Raw genomic sequence first — 19,762 nt, forward strand, 5'->3', positions numbered from 1 at the left:
CTAGGAATACAACAAAAATCCCAAATTGAGAGAATTTTATAGCTCTTTATAGGATTTTATAGGTTTGTAGTAACGGTAAGTTATCTTGTCTCTTTTAGCGATTTTGTGATTTGCAAGGAAAGATTTATGGATGAAATTAAAACGCTGTTAGTGGATTTTTTTCCGCAGGCAAAGCATTTTGGGATAATCTTAATCAAGGCTGTCATTGTCTTTTGTATAGGTTTTTATTTTTCGTTTTTCTTACGGAATAAAACCATGAAGCTTTTATCCAAAAAGGATGAGATTTTAGCGAATTTTGTCGCGCAGGTTACTTTTATCTTAATCCTTATCATCACCACAATCATTGCGCTCAGCACGCTAGGCGTGCAAACCACCTCTATTATCACTGTTTTAGGAACGGTGGGGATTGCGGTGGCGTTGGCTTTAAAAGATTACCTTTCAAGCATTGCTGGAGGGATAATCCTTATTATTTTGCACCCTTTCAAAAAAGGAGACATCATTGAAATCTCTGGCCTAGAGGGCAAAGTAGAAGCGCTTGATTTTTTTAATACTTCTTTACGCTTGCATGACGGACGCTTGGCGGTTTTGCCTAATAGAAGTGTCGCTAATTCTAATATTATTAATAGCAATAACACGGCATGTCGGCGCATTGAATGGGTTTGTGGGGTAGGGTATGGGAGCGATATTGAACTGGTGCATAAGACTATAAAAGATGTTATTGATGCAATGGAAAAAATTGATAAAAACATGCCCACTTTTATTGGGATCACGGATTTTGGACAAAGTTCGCTGAATTTCACCATTAGGGTTTGGGCAAAGATTGAAGACGGGATCTTTAATGTGAGGAGCGAACTCATTGAACGCATCAAAAACGCCCTAGACGCTAACCACATTGAAATCCCTTTCAATAAGTTAGATATTGCTATTAAAAATCAAGACTCTTCTAAGTGATTGGCGTGAGACGCATTGATTGTAGTGATACTTGAATTTTAAAGGAGAACTTATGTCTAGCGATTTTAAAAACCTTTTCATCGGTGCGGATAATTCTAAACGCACCAAGTTAACTTAATAGCGAAAAAAACCCTATCAATTCTCATTCGTTATCATCTCTTATTGATGCCTGCCTTTAAGGAATACAAGGAAGCTAAAAGCCAACTACCTCTCTTTAAAATCTCTGTCAATCCTAACCAATCCCTATCCGCCCAACTAAACAAGTATGATAAGAAAAAGTCAGCGTTAAGAGCCGTTTTAAACACAAGGTCAAAAAGAGACAATAACCTAGTGGATTATGATGATTTGACTATGGCTCAAAAAATGAATACCACCGCTTTATCTATGAGCCGATTATACGAGCAGATGCTAAACTGCCCAGTAGCAGTTACCTCTGGTTATAGGACTTATAACGATAAAGCCATTATTGCGGATTATGGATTAAAAGAAGCCACCAAGATTTTAGAACTGAATGCGACAACAGAGGGCGAGAAAAAAGAGGAAGTTGAAGCCCTTTTAAAACCCTTTATGCTCACTAACGCTGATAACGAAAAAAGAACCAAGTGGTTGAGAAAAAAGCTAGACCTATACAAGGGCTACATAGGATACAAAATTGTTAAAGGTTATACAGAGAAGCAAGTATGCCACAAGCTAACATAGAAACTAGCTTCATTTGTTTTGAACTCAAACCATTCCATTAATAAAAATCAGTTCAAAGACATCATAGTGAATTTGGGTAGGGAGTTCAACCAAGACAGCATTATTATCAACAGCCCTAAAGATAAGCGTGGGGCTGTATTCACTTTAATATGCACTACCCCTTACCCCTACTTGATGCTTGATGGGGAAAAAACAAGACTTGGAGAACCCTTTGCTGAATTAAAAGACCCTAAATTTAGGAACTCTATCGCTGATGAAGCCTTACCTAATGGCCAGTCAAACCCTGACTTTTTGATTGCTTTCACGGAGTTTATGCGTAGCGTTGCTAAACACAGCTACAGCGAAACTAAAAAAGATAAAATCAAAAGAGATGATAAATCTAAATCCGCTAGGTTTGGGTTCTCTACCTATGAAAGTATAGTAAGAACTTATAAGGCAACCGAACAAAAAGACATTACCGCTAACAGCGTTCTTGCTAAATTAAAAGTCAATTTGATAGAGAACGGACAGAGAAAAATAAGAGGAACTAGGGGTGGTTGGGAAAATTGGAGCAAGTGGATTCCTGGATACTCCTACGACTTGAACGCTTCCTTTACTATGGATAGCGTTCTAGATAACACATACAAACCCAAACCCCTTAAAACTAATCAATTTGATACTAACGCTGGGTATTGTTTTATTAACGAACAAGACCTACTCAATCAGCTCATCAATGTGAGCGCGAAACTATCCCACGACACCTTATTAGCGATAAGACAAACAGAAAACATAAACCTAGTTTATGCTTTGATTAAAGACACCACTTATATGATTTTATCTTTGAGATTGATAAAGCGGTGAGAATTTCAATCAGCTAGTCATTGAAGTCCCCCAAATCCGTCCTTAAGAATGCAGAACTCAATCAAGTTAAAAATGTATTGACCTCACAAATTCATAACGGGGCGTATAGTTTTAGAGGCGATGTGTATAGGAGTAAACACCTGGATTTATACTAGATTGAGTTATAGCGTTTTATTAACTATAAGAATTAGGGGGTGTTTGGGATATTCCCCTTTAAGCACTTTATAAAATCCCCCAAACGCTCTAAAAATCAGCATAACGAAAAATCAAAGTTTTAAAATCAAAACTTTTTAATTTTATTCTAAAAAAATAAATGAGAGCAAACCCAACAAACCGCTTTATTATGACCCTATAAAAATAGGGGGGAAAGCGAGATCTGCAATTAATCTTGCTGGATCCTTATGGCTGTGGGTGTGGATAGTTCTTCTTCAGTAGGGATTCTTAAAAAATCGCTATTACCCACTTTTCTTGTTTGTTTCACCACAGGCTGAGAAGGCGTAGCGATAGATTCCAAACTCGCTCCACCGCTGTTTCTTTCAGCACCGGTTGCAATGATAGTAACGCGCACATGATCAATGGGGATACTCTCGCTCGTGTGTTGGCCAAACTTAACATCAACATCTTGATTGGCTCGTTCTTGAATAGATATGCAAGCTTGAGAATAAGCATACATAGGATAATCAGGGTGGTGCTCAAAAAAGACAATAATGCTCTTAGCCCCATCAATAGAAGCGTCATCAAGAAGAGGCGATTGGATCGCATTTTCCACTGCTAATTTAGCGGATTCTTCGCCAGTGGCCTCACCAATACCCATTAACGCAAAGCCTTTAAAGCCAAGAGCACTCTTTAAATCGGAAAAATCAACATTAATATCACCGGGCTTAGTGATGATCGTAGAAATACCGCTCACAGCCCTAACCAAGACATCATCAACTTCTTTATAGCATTCTTTGGTGCTGGCGTTTTTTTTCATGGTCAAAAGAATTTTATCATTAGGGATAACCAAAATAGAATCGCTAGTTTGCTCCAACTCCTTTAACCCCTCTTCGGCTTTCTTGCTTTTTTGAGATCCTTCGTATTTGAAAGGCTTAGTAACGATAGCAATCGTGAGTGCTCCCACTTCTTTTGCGATTTTAACGATAGTAGGGGTGGCTCCAGTCCCAGTCCCTCCTCCAAGCCCTGTAGAGACAATGACTAATTTGGCGTCCTTAATCGCTTCTCTAATTTCATTAGTGCTTTCTTCAGCGGCTTTCCTACCAATATCAGGAACCCCTCCAGCGCCTAAACCTCCAGTAGACTCTTTGCCTAAAAGGATTTTAACCGGAGCGGGATTGTTTTTGAGATGTTGGCCATCAGTGTTCGTTGCAATGGGGGTAACATCTTGATGCACGCCGTATTCAACCAGGTGTTTAATCATGTTAGACCCCCCACCTCCAACACCGATGACGACAATCTTAGCCCCTTTATAAGCTGGATCGCTTACTTCTTCAATGCTCGCTTGACCAATATTATAATTTTCCATCTCTGATTGATGAACCATAGCCACATTCCCCTTGAGATACGATTTTTGCAAATCTTAAACTTTGATAAATAGCTAAAGGATTATACCATGTTTTCTGGCTTTTGATAACTATCAAGGCGTTTTTATCGCATAAAGAAATTGCTGTATCTTAAAAGATTTTAGAAATCTTATCAAGGAAACTTTTAAAAAAACCTTTTTGTTCGGTGGGTTTTATAGGCAAGAAGTCATCGTTTTTAGCGGTGTTTAAAGGAGCGTTAGGGGTTTTTAAATCGCTCAAATTCCTTTCTGTGGGCGATGAATGGATATGGGGGGTAGGGCTTGATTGATGGGCTGTTCTTGTGTAATCATCGCTTTCATGGTAGCGGATAACCCCTTTAGAGTCTCTTTCATAATTGGTATGCCCCCCTGCTTTGTATAAAATCAAGCCAACCACGACTGAAAAGCGAGGATCTTTCAAGTCTTCAAACATGCCCATGATATTGTATTTTTCCATAGGGGCCGCCAAACGCACCGGGTAATTAGTGAAATGGGTTCTGGCTAATTCCTTGATCCCTTTCATTAAAGCCATCCCACCGGTTAACACAACGCCCCCACCCAAATGCTCTTCTAATCCGCTATCCTGAATGCTCCTGTGGATGATTTTAAAAGTTTCTAAAGCCCTTTCCCTCATGATAGTTTGGATTTCACTAAGCGGCACAATATGGCTTTCATGGCCATCAGAGCCGGTGGTAGGGATTTGGACATTTTGAGAGGGCGTTTCTTCACCACCTTCAAAAGAAAGATCCCCATATTTGATCTTAACTTCTTCAGCGTAAGGGAATGGGGTGTTGAGCATGTGCGATAAATCCGTGGTTAAATGGTGAGAGCCTACGGGTAAGTATTTGTTATAGCGTATGGAATTGCCGCTATAAATCGTAAGGTTGCATGTCTCTCCGCCCATATCCACGCAAGCCACGCCCAATTCCCTTTCATCATTAGACAAGGTGGCAATCGAGGCTGCATAAGAATTGATCACGATGTTTTCAATCTCCACCCCAGATTGGATCATGATTTTTTCTAAATTTTCAATGTTGTTTTTTTCTGTATAGACAATATGGATAAAGACTTCTAAGCGAGTCCCGCTCATTCCTAAGGGGTCATTCACTTCTTGTTTGTCTAAAGTGAAGCGATAAGGGAGGGCATGCAAAATATGTTTATCATTATCTAAGCCTGCTTTAGCGCATGCGTTATTGATAGCACGATTGATTTCATCTATAGTGACCACATTGTCTTTAGTGCTAGCCACACCGGTAATATCTCTAATGCTTTCAGTATAAGCTCCAGAAAAAGAAACAATCGCCTTAGTTTTAGGGTGGTATTCCCCAAAATGGGGCATGGGGTTATTTCTGTCTTCATCAGCGTTCAAACCTGCCATTTTTTTAGCGCTATTAATCACTTCTTTAATGGCGTTAGAAGCGTGAGCAAGGCTATTAATGCGCCCTCTTTTAATGGCTTTTGAATTGATTTCTTTAGAGTCTTGATGGGCTGTGCCAATGATGCGCAAAATCCCTTCTTTAAATTCAGCCACTATCGCGCAAATCTTTCTAGAGCCTATATCAACCCCTATAACGATTTCTTTATGTTCCATGATTTCCCCTTGCATTATTGAATGTATTTGACTATCTTATAGCGTTTTTTCAATTCTTCTATCAACGCTTTATCAAAAAAATCCGTTTTAGTGTTATTGACTAAACGCTGCATATACTGGCTTTCTTCTGCACTAAAGGAGTGGTTGAAATTTTGCTCTGTGATTTGATAGAGCACCACTTTATTACCTATGGTTACAAACCCCTTTTTTTCTTGGCGGTTAAAAAGGGTGTTGATAAACTTAGCGCTTTCTTCTTGGTTAAGTTCGCTAATAGTGCCTCCAAAATTAGGGCTTACATAGCCCACGCTTTTGCCTTTAAAATCCTTAAGTTTTTCTTTAGCTAAGGTTTGTAACGCCGTAAGGGTTTTTTCTTGAGTCAAGCGGGTTTTAAGAGCGCTTTTAGCTTCATTAAAATTTTGTAATTCGTCTTTAATTTGAGAAATGAGCTGCACCACAATAAAACCATCTTTAAAAGGCTCTGGTTTTAGGATTTCAAGGGGCTTGAGAGCGGCGAGTTTTTGCGTGATTTCAGCAGTATAAGGGGAGTTGTTTTCTTCAAAATCTTGCGTGGTGTAGTTTTGCGCGTTCCCTTTTTTGAGAGCGATATAACTCCTTAAGGCTTTTTCATTCGCTTTTTGCATGCTTAAATCATGCTTGACTTGCTCTTGAACGCTTTTAAAATCCTGCAATTTCCCCTCTTTGTCCAAATAAGACACCTTGTTTTTATGGTAGTACTCCTCCAACTCTTTCAAATCAGGTTTTTCTAAACTAGCGTCAAAATATAAAGAGCGTGTTTTAAAGCTTGTGGGCTTTTTAAAATCCTTTTTATGGGACTCGTAATATTTTTTCATCTCTTCTTCATTAAGAGAGATTTTAACATCACTAGGATTTAGAATAAGAATGTCTAATTTGTCTTGCAATTTTGCCCAAAGCGATAAACTGGATTGCTCCAAAGGGGTAGTGGTTTTGGGGAATAGAGCGCTGATTTTTTGAAGGATTAAAAGCCTTTCAACGCTTTCTTCAAAATGCTTGGGGCGGTAATGGCTTTGTTTTAAGATATTTTTATACAATTCTTCATCAAAAACGCCATCTTTTTGAAAAACGCTCGTTTTTCTGATCTCTTTGGCCACTTCTTGCTTCGTAGCGCCAAGCCCTAAATCTAAAGCGAGATTCCTCAATAAGGCTTGATTGATGAGCGAATCTAGAGCGCTTTTTTCCAAATGCATGGCTTTGATTTGATCTTCAGTGAGTTCTTTAAAGTTGGGGATAGACTCAGCATAGGCGTCTTTAAGGCGGCGGTATTCTTGGGCTAATTCTTCTTGAGAAATCTTAATCTGTCCCACTTTGGCAGCGCTATCGCTATCTAAAGAAAAGCTGTATTGCCCCCAGCCTATCATCCCGGCGGCAATAAAAGCGATCGTGCTTATCCATATTGTAACCACTAAATACTTTCTATGATTTTGCATCCATTCAATCATAAGAACTCTAATCCCTTTTAAAAAATCAAAAATGTGAAATTCAGGTTTAAACAACCTTATAGTAAAATCAAATAACCTTATTTTAACCAAAGGTTATTAAAATTATCCTTATTATAGAGGGTTTTTAACATGAATTTTCAAGAAAATTTAGCCGCTTTGGATTTGGAGTATCTTTGGCACCCTTGCTCGCAAATGCAAGAGCATCAAAATTTCCCCATTATCCCCATTAAAAAGGCTCAAGGGATTTATCTCTATGATTTTAATGATAACGCTTACATGGATTTAATCAGCTCATGGTGGGTGAATCTTTTTGGGCATAATAACGCCTACATCAGCCAGCAGCTCAAAAATCAAATTGATGATTTAGAGCATGTCCTTTTGGCTTCTTTTAGCCATAAGCCCATCATCACGCTCTCTCAAAGGCTTTGCCAGCTCACTCATATGGATAAATGCTTTTATGCGGATAACGGCTCATCTTGTATTGAAATCGCTTTGAAAATGAGCTATCACGCCCATTTTTTAAAAAACCAAACGCGCCCTAAAAAGCTTTTTTTATCGCTTTCTAATTCCTATCATGGCGAGACTTTGGGAGCGTTAAGCGTGGGCGATGTGAAACTTTATAAAGACACTTACACCCCCTTATTGCTCAAGAATCTCATCACACCCGTGCCTAAAAACGACAATGAAATAGAAAATAGTTTGAACGCTTTAAGGCGTTTGTTAGATAAGCATCATGAAGAAATTTGTGCCTTCATTGCAGAACCTCTTTTGCAATGCGCAGGGAATATGCATATTTATAGTGCAAAGTATTTAAAACAAGCCGTTTTATTGTGTAAGCAAAAAAACATCCACATTATTTTTGATGAAATCGCTACCGGGTTTGGGCGCACAGGGAGCATGTTTGCTTATGAACAATGCGAAATTGAGCCTGATTTTTTATGCTTGTCTAAAGGGATTAGCGGGGGGTATTTGCCTTTAAGCGTGCTATTAACCTATAATGAAATCTATAACCAATTTTACGCTCCCTATGAAGAAAATAAAGCGTTTTTGCATTCGCACAGCTACACAGGAAACGCCCTGGCATGCGCATGCGCGAACGCTACGCTGGATATTTTTGAAAAAGAAAATGTTATTGAAAAAAACAAGGCTTTAAGCGAGTTTATTTTTAGCGCACTCCAAAACGCATTAAAACCCTTGATAGAGCAACAAGTGGTGTCTAACTTAAGGCATTTGGGCATGGTCTTTGCCTTTGAAGTCTTTATTCAAACCAAAGAGCGTTTGAGTTTGGCGGTTTTTAAAAAAGCTCTAACTAAAGGTTTGTTGTTGCGCCCCTTAAACAACACGATCTACCTCATGCCCCCTTACATTATCACGCATGAAGAAATCAACAAGGCGGTTGCGGGGTTAGTGGAAATTCTTGATGAGTTAAAAAATGGCTGAAAGCGTTTTTAAAATAGTAAAAAGCTTAATTTCAGTCAAGCGATAGCTTTTTCTGTTTGTTTGGTTTCAAAAATCAAGCTTTTAACCTGATATAAAACCTATTCAATCAAACCTATTCAATGATTTTAGGCACAACGAAGTAATGATCCTGGCTGTGTTTGTTGTGGCTTAAAATCTCTTTGGCAATGTTAGGTTGGTTTTTGGGCTCGTCTTCTCTTAAGGGGGTGCTAAGATGCGTATCTGTTTTTAGATCATGAGTTTCTAAAGCGAAAATGTTTTCTACAAAGCCTAAAATCTCGGCTAAATGGCCTTTAACGCTCTCTTTATACTCATCTTTAATCTCTAGCATGCTCAATTTTTCTAAGCGTTGCAATAATGCGTCATCAATTTGCATTCTTTTCCTTTAGTTTAAAATAGGGGTTCGTCCATCGTTGCTGGGGCCTTGATACCCATGAGCTTTAACACGCTGCTAGCGATATTGTTTAACGCTCCGTTTTTAATGGATTTGACTCCATTCCCTAAAACAAAGCAATACACGCTCCCGGCGGTGTGGTTGGTTAAGGGGTTTTGGTTTTCATCTTTCATGCGTTCGCAATTCCCATGATCGCTTGTTAAAAGCATGGCGTAATTTAATTCTTTAGCCAGTGAAAGGATTTCCCCTAAGCATGCATCCACCGCTTCTACCGCTTTGATGCTCGCTTCAAAATTCCCCGTATGCCCCACCATATCGCCATTAGCAAAATTCACAATGATCAAATCCGTGCCTAATTTCATCTGCTCTAACACCGCAAGGGTTACTTCTTTGGCGCTCATTTCAGGCTTTAAGTCATAAGTGGTTACTTTTGGGCTTTGGATAAGCACCCGGTTTTCATTTTTAAAAGGCGCTTCCACTCCGCCATTGATGAAAAAGGTTACATGCGCGTATTTTTCAGTTTCAGCGATATGGCTTTGGGTCAGGTTGTGTTGAGAGACCACTTCAGTGAGCGTGTTTTGAACGCTTTCTTTGGGGAATAAAACAGGGTAGGGGAAAGTGTTATCATAAGGCGTCATGGTAGCGATATGGAGTTTTTTAAAAGTTTCGCGCTCAAAGCCATTAAATTCCTTTTGGCCTAAAGCGCTCACGATTTCTCTAGCCCTATCATTCCTGAAATTGATAAAAATGAAACTTTCACCATCTTGCATGCCGCAATAATTTTTAAAACAAGTGGGCATGATAAATTCATCGGTGATACTTTTATCATACTGGCTTTGGATATACTCGCTAGGGCTTAAGGGCGTGTTATTAAGCCCCATTAAGCTATGATACGCAAGCTCAATCCTTTCAAAGCGCTTATCCCTATCCATGGCATAAAAACGACCGCTTATGGTAGCGATTTGAATGTTTTCATTGCAGATATTTTGCATTTGTTTTAAATAAGTTAAAGCGCTTTTAGGAGCGACATCGCGCCCATCGGTGATTAAATGCAGACAGACTTTTTTGCCGGATTTTTCACACTCTAAAGCCAAAGCGATAAAATGCTCAATGTGTGAATGCACGCCTCCATCGCTCATTAAACCCATAAGATGCACCATTTTGCTTTTGTGGATCGTGTTTAAAAAAGCGGGGTTGTTTTTTAATCCATCGTTTTGAAGGCTTAAAGAAATTTTGACTAAATCCTGATACAGCACCCTACCAGCCCCAATGCACATATGCCCCACTTCAGAATTCCCCATTTGCCCTTCAGGCAAGCCCACGCTCAAGCCATGCGTATCAATCAAGCTATAAGGCAAGGTTTTAAACATCAAGTCATAAGTGGGTTTTTTGGCATGGAAGAAAGCGTTATGATCGCTATCTTTACGATACCCAATGCCATCAGTGATAATCAAAAGAGTTTTTTGCACCATTTTTAGGACTTTTTAAAGCTCTTGCATGAGAGTGATGTGGTTAGCTAAAATCGCATTCCTTTGCCCTGGAGAGCAATTTTTGCACACTTCTTTATTTTTGGAATTTTTGGAAGCGGTTTTGGTGTTGTTTTTAACGCTGATATTATTTTTAGAGGAGCGTTTTGGACTCGCTTTAGCCGGTTTTTTTGGGCTTTTTTTAGCGGGTGTGAAATCAGTGCTATTGATTTGAGCGAAATACATGGGTTTATCTTTTTCTTTTTCTGGCTTGTTGGTTATTCGCTCGCTAGTTGCCTCTTTCATTTCTTGGGGTTTTTCTGCTTGGGTTTCCTCTATTTGAGTTTCTTTGGTCTCTGTTTGAGCTAAAGTTTGGGGCATGGCGTTGCCGATAGGGTCTAAATCCAAGTTGCTATTAGCGCTTTTTTGCAATTCTTGGTCATTACTGGACTGCGAATCAAAGATTTTAGATTCTTTCAAACGCCTGATCCTGTCTTGTATCTCTTCATAATACTTTTCAGCTTCGGCGTTAGATTTTTCGCTCCTTTCCCAACGACTGCCCTTGTTGTAAGATTTAATCATGTCTTTTAGATTGTCATGGTAGCGTGTTTTCCAATAGAGCAACTCTTTTAGAGCCACCTCAGAAGCAAGGGCGTCGTTTCTAATGAGCAATTCCCCCATCACATTACGCAAAAAGGGGCTATCATTATGCCCATAGCTTTTTAGAACGCTTGGGATATAAGAATGATACACGCCCGCGCTCGGATCGGAAAAATTGATTTTATAAACCCCTGCGCATGATTCTTTCCATGCGATGCCTGCCATTTCATAGCCTAAATTTTCTTTAGAGCCGAATTGATAGGCGAACTTTAAGACTTCTTTTTGCTTAGCGTTAAAGTCTTTAAGATTATCGCAATTGGTCATCATGACTTTAGTAACGGGCGATTTGGGTTTGTTTTTAACCCCCTTAGCGGGCTTAGGCTCTGTTTTAGTGGGGCTTTCTGCTGTGGCTAAGCTTAAAGATGCACTTAAGGCTGTGCCTAGAAATAAGGCTTTAAAGATGGTGTGAGTGAGTGGGGTTAAATGTTTCAAAACGCCTACCTTTTGTATTGAGAAATAAACTAAACTAAGAATAAATTCAAGTATAATTCTAACATGATTTAGTCTTAAAAGTGATTTTGTTTTTTAGGGAGAATTGAGATTTTGCATTCAGATGAATTGTTAGTAGAGATTTTAGTTGAAGAATTGCCCGCGCAAGCGTTATTGAATGAATATAAAGAAATGACTAAAAAACTCCACGCTCTTTTTCAAAAACGCGCTTTAGAAGTGGGAACTATAGAGGTTTTTTACACCCCTAGGCGCTTGTGTTTGTTCGTTAAAGGCTTTCCCCTTTTAACTCAAGAAACTAAAGAGGAATTTTTTGGGCCTCCCGTTAAAATCGCATGCAATCATCAAGATAAAACGCAAGGGCTGAACGCACTAGGTTTAGGGTTTTATCAAAAATTAGGACTAAAGGATCACCAGCATTTCCAAACAGCGTTTAAAAACAATAAAGAAGTGCTTTATCACGCTAAAATCCACGCGAAAGAGCCTACAAAAGATTTGATCATGCCCATTGTGTTAGAGTTTTTAGAGGGTTTGAATTTTGGGAAGTCTATGCGTTGGGGCAATGTGGAAAAAAGCTTTATCAGACCCATTCATAATATTTGCGTGTTGTTTAATGGGGAAAATTTTAACGATATTGAAGTCAAAGAGTATGGCTTTAAAACCAAGCAAGCCACCAAAGCGCACCGACAAGAGGGTTTTGATTTTATTGAAGTGGATAGCCCTAAAGCGTATTTTGAAGTTTTAGAAAAAAACCATGTCATTTTAGACCCTAAAAAGCGCGAAGCTAAAATCTTACAAGAAATCAAAGAGCTAGAAACAAAGCATCACATTAGCGTAGAAATAGACAGGGATCTGTTAGATGAGGTTGTAGCGATCACGGAATACCCCAGCGTGCTTTTAGGGGAGTTTGACAAGGCGTTTTTAAAATTACCCAGTGAAATCATCATTACTTCCATGAAAGAAAACCAGCGCTATTTTGCAACCTTTTGTCAAAAAAGCCAAGAAGAAAACCCAACATTACACAACGGCTTTATTGTGGTGAGTAACGCTATCAATAAAGACAAGCAAAAAATCATTTTAGGCAATCAAAAGGTTTTAAAAGCCCGCTTGAGCGATGCGGTTTTCTTTTATGAAAACGATCTCAAAAAGCCTTTAGATAACGCCCCTTTAGAGAGCGTGGTTTTTGTGCAAGGTTTAGGGACTTTAAAAGATAAAATGGAGCGCGAATCAACCATCGCTCAATATTTGACGCAAAAATATATTTCATCTTTAAACATGCCTTTAGAAAAAGCCCTTGAGTTGGTTAAAAGAGCCGTTCAAATCGCTAAAGCGGATTTACTCAGTGAAGTGGTGTATGAATTTAGCGAGCTTCAAGGGATCATGGGCTATTACTACGCTTTAAAACAAAATGAAAACGAATTAGTTGCCTTGAGCTTGAAAGAGCAGTATCTACCCACAAGCGAAAACGCCCCCTTGCCCTCTAGTGTTTTTAGTTCAATCGTGGCTTTGAGCTTGAAATTAGACAGCTTGTTTTCTCTTTTTAGCGTGGGTAAAATCCCTAGCGGATCTAAAGATCCTTTTGCTTTAAGGCGCTTGAGTTTTGGATTATTGAAAATCATCGTGCATTATGGGTTAGAATTTGACTTGAAAGCGGATTTAAAAAATCTCTTTGAAAAAGTGGCCGTTTATCAAAGCTTTGATTTAGAGATTTTAGAAAAGTTTTTACTGGAGCGCTTTAATAATTTAATAGATTGTAACCCCTCTATTATAAGGAGCGTGTTAAACACCAACGAGCGAGATATTGTTAAAATCATTCAGAAAGTCAAAGCCTTAAAACGCTTTTTAGACGATCCCAAGAACACTCAAAAAAAAGAGTTGCTTTTTAGCGCTTTCAAACGCCTAGCCAATATCAATAAAGACAGAAACCCTAACGAATCAAGCGAGTTTTTCACGAGTCTTTTCAAAGAATCGCAAGAGCATGCCCTTTTTGAAGCGTTCAATGCGATCAAAACGAGCGCTTTTGAGGGTTTGGATAGCAAAATAGAGGCTTATTTTGGTTTGCATGCGCCTTTAGAAGAATATTTTAAAAGCGTGTTAGTGATGGATAAAGATATAGAAATCCAAAAAAATCGTAAAAATTTCTTATGGGGCGTGTATCAAAGTTTCTTAGAGATTGGGGATATTAAAGAAATTGCGATTTAATTCTTTCAAACGCAAAGTACGGCGTTTTTTGGGGGTAACTTTTTTTATAAGCATGTTTAGCGTGGGCATGCTTAGCGCGAAAATCTTTACCCTACAGGAGTTTTTTAAAGAAGTAGAAACCAACTCTATGGAGTTGATCGGCAAAAAAGCCGATTTTAAAAGCCGTTTGAATGAGCAACGCTCCGTGAACGCTTGGGATTTCCCCTATATTTATAATGAAACTTCTATGGTGAAAAACTTCCAAGGCATTGTAGAAGCGCAGCCCAGAACCCTTTTAATGGTAAGGCCCAAGCTCCCATGGGTGAGTTCGCTTTTATCCAAAAGCCTTTCTATCAAAACCATTCAATACGATAAAAGCTATCAATTGAATAAAAATCTCGCTTTTATTGGCGCTAAACGCTTGTATTTGACTTATGTGATGACTAAAGAAAAGTATCAGGTGTATGTGCAACGAGAAGCGAACTTTTATTCGCAGCTCAAAATCGCTAAAGAAAAAGTCAAAGCCGGCAGCATGAGCGAAAAAGATTATATCAACTTCAATAATTCTTATTTGGAATCCAAACTCGCTAAAACCAATGTGGAAACCAAACTCATAGATTTAGAAAAAATGCTAGACACGATGCTAGCGATTGTGGAGCCGGTCAAAGAGGGGGTGCATTTTGACACTTATTTAGATCATTTGCATGATGTCAAGGTGATCGGTTTGGATTTTGAATACGTGCGATTAGAGCCTGAAGCCTTAAAGTTCAAATTGGATCGCTCGTTGTATGTGGATATTTTGGATTTGACGGCTAAAGATTATCAAGTGAATGCGAAACTAGCTAATAGAGATGTGTTTAATGCATTTGAGTTTGGGATTGGCTCTGAAAGCTATAACTCTTCCACTAACCTTTCTATAGAAGTGCATATCCCTTTACCGGTAACGCCTAAAAACATCTATCAAAAGCGTAAATTCTTGGATTTGCAAAGCGGGACGCTCGCGCAAAATGAAGTGATGAAACGAAACATTAGAATCAACGCCAACTCCTACTTAAACCAGCTCAAAACCAAAGAAGCATACATTGAAACCCAAAAAGAAGCCATTGCCAATAAGAAGCGTTTGATGGAAATGGGGCGCATCGCTTATGAAGCCCAAAAAATCGGGCTTTTTGAATACTTGATTTATCAAAATTCTTACATGGACGCTCTCATCACTCTAGCGGAAGCGAAGATTGAATACATTGATATTAGCGCGCTTTTAGAAGAGACTTTAGGGGAGAGTTTGACCAGATTAGGAGAATTGCATTGAAACGAGCGTTATTGTGGTTTATATTAATGGGCGTTTTTTCAATGGGTGTTTCTTTGGAAGCCAAAGAGTATCCAGAAATTGTTTTAGAAGAAAAAAACTTGCAACCCATGGGGTTAAAGGTGATTAAATTAGATAAAGAGATTTTTAGTAAAGGGCTTCCTTTTAACGCTTATATTGATTTTGATAGTAAAAGCTCTGTGGTGCAGAGTTTGAGTTTTGATGCGTCTGTGGTCGCTGTTTATAAAAGAGAGGGCGAGCAGGTGAAAATGGGGGATGCGATCTGTGAAGTGAGCTCTATTGATTTGAGCAATTTGTATTTTGAATTGCAAAACAACCAAAATAAATTAAAAATCGCTAAAGATATTACTAAAAAAGATTTAGAGCTTTATAAGGCCGGGGTGATCCCTAAAAGGGAGTATCAAACTAGCTTTTTAGCCAGCCAGGAAATGGGCTTAAAGGTGGAACAATTAGAGAGCGCGTTTAAAAGCTTTGGCGTGGATCCCAAAAACCCTAAAGGGCAGTATGGTTTTAGGATTGTGGCTAGAGATAGCGGTCTTTTAGCGTTAGCGCCTAAAAATGTGGGCGAGAAGATTTTAGCTTTCACTAGCTATGTGCGTATTTCAAAAAGCGATGATTTGATCGCTCAAATCAAATTGCCTGTAGGCGTTTCTAAATCCATTAAAAGAGATTCGCCGGTCTATAATGAAGAGGGGGAAAAAATTGGAGAGATTCAAAGCGTTTCGGTGGTGTTAGACAAAGGCTCTAACACGATTTTAGCCACCGCTTTATTAGATGAGGGCAATTACCATGTGGGGGAAATGGTAGAAATGTATATTCAAGGCTCACAGCCTAAAGGCTCGGTTTTGATCCCTTCAAACGCTTTGATTAGAAACGGAAAGGATTACCTGGTGTTTGTGAGAACGCCTAAAGGTTTTAGGCCTGTGGTGGTTCAAGTTTTAGAAGAGCGCAGCAAGATTTTTATCGTGAACGCTCAAAATTTACACCCTAATGACAGCGTGGCAGTGGGGTCATTGATAGGGTTAAAAGGCATGATCAACAATTTAGGGGAAGAATAATGCTCGCTTCCATTATTGAATTTTCCTTACGCCAGCGAATAATCGTGATTGTTTGCGCGATTCTTGTTTTGTTTTTTGGGACTTATAGTTTTATTAATACTCCAGTAGATGCTTTCCCGGATATTTCGCCCACTCAAGTTAAAATCATTTTAAAACTTCCTGGCTCTAGCCCTGAAGAAATGGAAAACAACATCGTGCGCCCTTTAGAATTGGAGCTTTTAGGGCTAAAAGGGCAAAAATCTTTAAGAAGTATTTCAAAATATTCTATTTCAGACATTACGATAGATTTTGATGACAGCGTGGATATTTATTTAGCGAGAAACATTGTTAATGAACGCTTGAGCAGCGTGATGAAAGATTTACCCGTGGGGGTTGAAGGGGGCATGGCGCCCATTGTTACGCCGTTGTCAGACATCTTTATGTTCACCATTGATGGCAATATCACCGAGATAGAAAAACGACAGCTTTTAGACTTTGTGATCCGCCCGCAGTTAAGAATGATTAGCGGCGTGGCGGATGTCAATTCTATTGGAGGCTTTAGCAGAGCGTTTGTGATTGTGCCGGATTTTAACGACATGGCCAGGCTTGGGATAAGCATTTCTGATTTAGAAGAGGCTGTGAGAGTGAATTTAAGAAACAGCGGAGCGGGGCGCGTGGATAGAGATGGCGAAACTTTTTTAGTCAAAATCCAAACCGCTTCTTTGAGTTTAGAAGACATTGGCAAAATCACCGTTTCCACTAATTTAGGGCATTTGCACATTAAGGATTTTGCGAAAGTCATCAGCCAGTCTCGCACCCGCTTAGGGTTTGTTACTAAAGATGGTGTGGGTGAGACCACAGAAGGGTTAGTGCTTTCTTTAAAAGACGCTAACACCAAAGAAATCATCACTCAAGTATATCAAAAACTAGAGGAATTAAAACCCTTTTTACCGAGCGGCGTTTCCATTAATGTTTTTTATGATCGCTCAGAATTTACGCAAAAAGCCATTGCCACCGTTTCTAAAACGCTCATTGAAGCCGTTGTTTTAATCATTATCACGCTCTTTTTATTTTTAGGGAATTTGAGAGCGAGCGTGGCTGTGGGTGTGATTTTACCCTTAAGCTTGTCCGTGGCGTTTATTTTTATTAAGATTAGCGATCTGACTTTAAATTTGATGAGTTTAGGGGGGTTGGTTATCGCTATAGGCATGCTCATTGACTCAGCCGTGGTGGTGGTGGAAAACGCTTTTGAAAAATTAAGCGCTAACACTAAAACCACCAAACTCCATGCGATCTATCGCTCTTGTAAAGAAATCGCTGTTTCAGTGGTGAGCGGGGTGGTGATTATTATTGTGTTTTTTGTGCCGATTTTAACCTTACAGGGGTTAGAGGGCAAGATGTTTAGGCCTTTAGCGCAAAGCATTGTGTATGCGCTTTTAGGCACTTTAGTTTTATCCATCACCATCATTCCTGTAGTGAGCTCTCTTGTCTTAAAAGCCACGCCCCATAGCGAAACCTTTTTAACGAGGTTTTTAAACAGAATCTACGCCCCTTTATTGGATTTTTTTGTGCATAACCCTAAAAAAGTGATTTTAGGAGCGTTTGTTTTTTTAATCGCAAGCCTTTCTTTATTCCCTTTCGTGGGGAAGAATTTCATGCCCGCTTTAGATGAGGGCGATGTGGTTTTGAGCGTGGAAACCACCCCTTCTATCTCTTTAGATCAATCTAGGGATCTCATGTTAAGCATTGAGAGCGCGATTAAAAAGCATGTCAAGGAAGTTAAAACCATTGTCGCGCGCACAGGGAGCGATGAATTGGGGCTGGATTTGGGGGGCTTGAATCAAACCGATACTTTTATTTCTTTCATCCCTAAAAAAGAATGGAGCGTGAAAACTAAAGATGAATTGTTAGATAAAATTTTAGATTCTTTAAAAGACTTTAAGGGGATTAACTTTTCTTTCACCCAACCCATTGAAATGAGGATTTCTGAAATGCTTACAGGGGTTAGGGGGGATTTAGCGGTTAAGATTTTTGGAGATGATATTAGCGCCTTAAACGAGTTGAGTTTTCAAATCGCGCAAGCTCTAAAAGGGATTAAAGGCTCTAGTGAGGTTTTAACCACGCTCAATGAGGGCGTGAATTATTTGTATGTAACCCCCAATAAAGAAGCGATGGCGGATGTGGGGATCACTAGCGATGAATTTTCCAAGTTTTTAAAATCCGCTTTAGAGGGCTTGGTTGTAGATGTGATCCCTACAGGGATTTCACGCACCCCGGTGATGATCCGCCAAGAGATCGATTTTGCAAGCTCTATCACTAAAATCAAAAGTTTGGCTCTGACTTCCAAATACGGCGTTTTAGTGCCTATCACTTCTATCGCTAAGATTGAAGAAGTGGATGGCCCTGTTTCTATCGTGCGTGAAAATTCAATGCGCATGAGCGTGGTGCGCAGTAATGTGGTGGGGCGCGATTTAAACTCTTTTGTAGAAGAGGCTAAAAAAGTGATCGCTCAAAACATCAAACTCCCTCCTAGCTACTATATCACTTATGGGGGGCAGTTTGAAAACCAGCAACGGGCCAACAAAAGGCTTTCTACCGTTATCCCTTTAAGCATCTTAGCGATTTTTTTCATTCTTTTTTTCACTTTTAAAAGCATTCCTTTAGCCTTGCTCATTCTTTTGAATATCCCTTTTGCGGTTACCGGAGGCCTTATTGCATTGTTTGCGGTAGGGGAGTATATTTCAGTGCCAGCGAGCGTGGGCTTTATCGCTCTTTTTGGGATTGCGGTTTTAAATGGCGTGGTGATGATAGGCTATTTTAAAGAGCTTCTCTCACAAGGAAAAAGCGTAGAAGAATGCGTTTTATTGGGCGCTAAAAGGCGTTTGAGGCCGGTTTTAATGACCGCTTGCATTGCCGGTTTGGGTTTGATACCTTTATTATTTTCTCATAGCGTGGGATCAGAAGTCCAAAAACCTTTGGCGATCGTGGTGCTTGGAGGCTTGGTTACCTCAAGCGCTTTAACCTTACTCTTACTACCGCCCATGTTCATGCTCATTGCTAAAAAGATTAAAATCGTTTGAATTAAAGGGGTTAAAATGCTAGCTTTAGAAATTTATATTGATATTTGCTTGAAAGACGCTTTAATAGATTATTTATTTGAAAAAGGCTTTGATGATTTTTTTTATGTGGAATGCTATAAATACGCCGCTTCTTCGCTGCTTTTAAGCCAAAAAGAGCAGGTGAGCGGGCGTAAAGACTACGCTAAATTCAAGCTTTTTTTAAGCGATGAAGTGGCTTTATCTCTAGCCCAAGCTTTAAAAAACCAGTTCGCTTCTAAAGAAATGAAATTGTTTTATTCTCAAACGCATGGGTTGTAAAACGCATGGCGTTTTTCATTAAATGCCAATAACTAAAATTTTTAACTTTTTTAAAAAATGGGGTTTTAGTTACTTTGTTTTTGAAACTCATTCTCTTAAGGGGATATGGGGGTATTTTGCGCTTAACTCTCCCCCCTTAACCCCCAACTAAATCCCCATAACCCAAGAAGACCGCTTTTTATAAGCTATCGTTTGATTAAAATCAAGCTCTTTAATATTTTTGAGCTTTTTTAGTTTTGATTGTGAAAAATCAAGTATAATACCCACCATTAAATGGTGCTAGGAGTTTGTAATGACT

General features: G+C 39.2%; 15 protein-coding genes. 9 read left to right on the forward strand and 6 right to left on the reverse strand.

All coding sequences use genetic code 11. The features are described 5' to 3' along the window. The first annotated feature begins 126 nt into the window (after nt 1-126). The 3 genes from mscS to DBU79_RS06425 all read left to right on the forward strand — a co-directional run bounded on the left by mscS (nt 127) and on the right by DBU79_RS06425 (nt 2,490). Nucleotides 127-951, forward strand: coding sequence for a small-conductance mechanosensitive channel MscS (gene mscS, locus DBU79_RS06410; protein WP_021306170.1), 825 nt, complete (start codon nt 127-129; stop codon nt 949-951). Between the two features lie 165 nt (nt 952-1,116). Next, nucleotides 1,117-1,650: a hypothetical protein gene (locus DBU79_RS06415; protein ID WP_134890173.1), complete on the forward strand. Its 534-nt coding sequence runs from the start codon at nt 1,117-1,119 to the stop codon at nt 1,648-1,650. A 66-nt stretch (nt 1,651-1,716) separates the two neighbouring features. After that, entirely contained in the window at nt 1,717-2,490 is a 774-nt protein-coding gene (locus DBU79_RS06425; RefSeq protein ID WP_229764033.1) for a hypothetical protein, read from the forward strand. 382 nt (nt 2,491-2,872) lie between these two features. Here DBU79_RS06425 and ftsZ read toward each other — a convergent pair whose 3' ends face one another. From ftsZ to DBU79_RS06440, 3 genes are all read right to left on the reverse strand, one after another. Further along, on the reverse strand, nt 2,873-4,030 hold the full coding sequence (ftsZ, locus tag DBU79_RS06430) for a cell division protein FtsZ (protein ID WP_134890174.1): 1,158 nt from the start codon (nt 4,028-4,030) through the stop codon (nt 2,873-2,875). Between the two features lie 130 nt (nt 4,031-4,160). Continuing rightward, nucleotides 4,161-5,654 (reverse strand): cell division protein FtsA, encoded by a 1,494-nt coding sequence (gene ftsA / locus DBU79_RS06435; protein ID WP_195834241.1) that lies wholly within the window; start codon nt 5,652-5,654, stop codon nt 4,161-4,163. Beyond that, nucleotides 5,654-7,117, reverse strand: a complete 1,464-nt coding sequence (locus DBU79_RS06440) for a peptidylprolyl isomerase (protein ID WP_154411901.1) — start codon at nt 7,115-7,117, stop codon at nt 5,654-5,656. The genes ftsA and DBU79_RS06440 overlap by 1 nt, the downstream gene beginning before the upstream one ends. A 129-nt stretch (nt 7,118-7,246) precedes the next feature. Between DBU79_RS06440 and DBU79_RS06445 the strand changes: the two genes are divergently transcribed. After that, nucleotides 7,247-8,557, forward strand: coding sequence for an adenosylmethionine--8-amino-7-oxononanoate transaminase (locus tag DBU79_RS06445; protein WP_154411902.1), 1,311 nt, complete (start codon nt 7,247-7,249; stop codon nt 8,555-8,557). A gap of 112 nt (nt 8,558-8,669) precedes the next feature. On the opposite strand, the gene gatC is transcribed toward DBU79_RS06445, so the two are convergent. The 3 genes from gatC to DBU79_RS06460 are packed head-to-tail and all read right to left on the reverse strand — an operon-like array spanning nt 8,670 to nt 11,527. Next, nucleotides 8,670-8,951 carry an Asp-tRNA(Asn)/Glu-tRNA(Gln) amidotransferase subunit GatC gene (gene gatC / locus DBU79_RS06450; RefSeq protein ID WP_154411903.1) on the reverse strand — a complete coding sequence of 94 codons (282 nt, stop codon included), beginning with the start codon at nt 8,949-8,951 and terminating at the stop codon, nt 8,670-8,672. A 14-nt stretch (nt 8,952-8,965) separates the two neighbouring features. Next, nucleotides 8,966-10,441 carry a 2,3-bisphosphoglycerate-independent phosphoglycerate mutase gene (gene gpmI, locus DBU79_RS06455; protein ID WP_154411904.1) on the reverse strand — a complete coding sequence of 492 codons (1,476 nt, stop codon included), beginning with the start codon at nt 10,439-10,441 and terminating at the stop codon, nt 8,966-8,968. A gap of 12 nt (nt 10,442-10,453) precedes the next feature. Further along, nucleotides 10,454-11,527, reverse strand: coding sequence for a hypothetical protein (locus DBU79_RS06460; protein ID WP_154411905.1), 1,074 nt, complete (start codon nt 11,525-11,527; stop codon nt 10,454-10,456). Nucleotides 11,528-11,638: 111 nt separating this feature from the next. On the opposite strand from DBU79_RS06460, the gene glyS reads away from it, so the two are divergent. Genes glyS through DBU79_RS06485 form a run of 5 tightly spaced genes read left to right on the forward strand, consistent with a single transcriptional unit; the run spans nt 11,639 to nt 19,464 of the window. Next, on the forward strand, nt 11,639-13,744 hold the full coding sequence (gene glyS, locus DBU79_RS06465) for a glycine--tRNA ligase subunit beta (protein WP_154411906.1): 2,106 nt from the start codon (nt 11,639-11,641) through the stop codon (nt 13,742-13,744). Beyond that, nucleotides 13,734-15,032, forward strand: coding sequence for a TolC family protein (locus DBU79_RS06470; protein WP_195834242.1), 1,299 nt, complete (start codon nt 13,734-13,736; stop codon nt 15,030-15,032). Before glyS ends, DBU79_RS06470 begins: the two co-directional genes overlap by 11 nt. Next, nucleotides 15,029-16,108 (forward strand): efflux RND transporter periplasmic adaptor subunit, encoded by a 1,080-nt coding sequence (locus DBU79_RS06475; RefSeq protein ID WP_154411907.1) that lies wholly within the window; start codon nt 15,029-15,031, stop codon nt 16,106-16,108. Before DBU79_RS06470 ends, DBU79_RS06475 begins: the two co-directional genes overlap by 4 nt. Next, nucleotides 16,108-19,167: an efflux RND transporter permease subunit gene (locus DBU79_RS06480; RefSeq protein WP_195834243.1), complete on the forward strand. Its 3,060-nt coding sequence runs from the start codon at nt 16,108-16,110 to the stop codon at nt 19,165-19,167. Before DBU79_RS06475 ends, DBU79_RS06480 begins: the two co-directional genes overlap by 1 nt. A 15-nt stretch (nt 19,168-19,182) precedes the next feature. Further along, a complete protein-coding gene (locus tag DBU79_RS06485) occupies nt 19,183-19,464 on the forward strand; it encodes a DUF3240 family protein (protein WP_000880319.1) in 282 nt (93 codons plus the stop codon). The last annotated feature ends 298 nt before the right edge of the window (nt 19,465-19,762 follow it).

This window comes from Helicobacter pylori (assembly GCF_009689985.1).
GTDB classification, from domain to species: domain Bacteria; phylum Campylobacterota; class Campylobacteria; order Campylobacterales; family Helicobacteraceae; genus Helicobacter; species Helicobacter pylori_CG.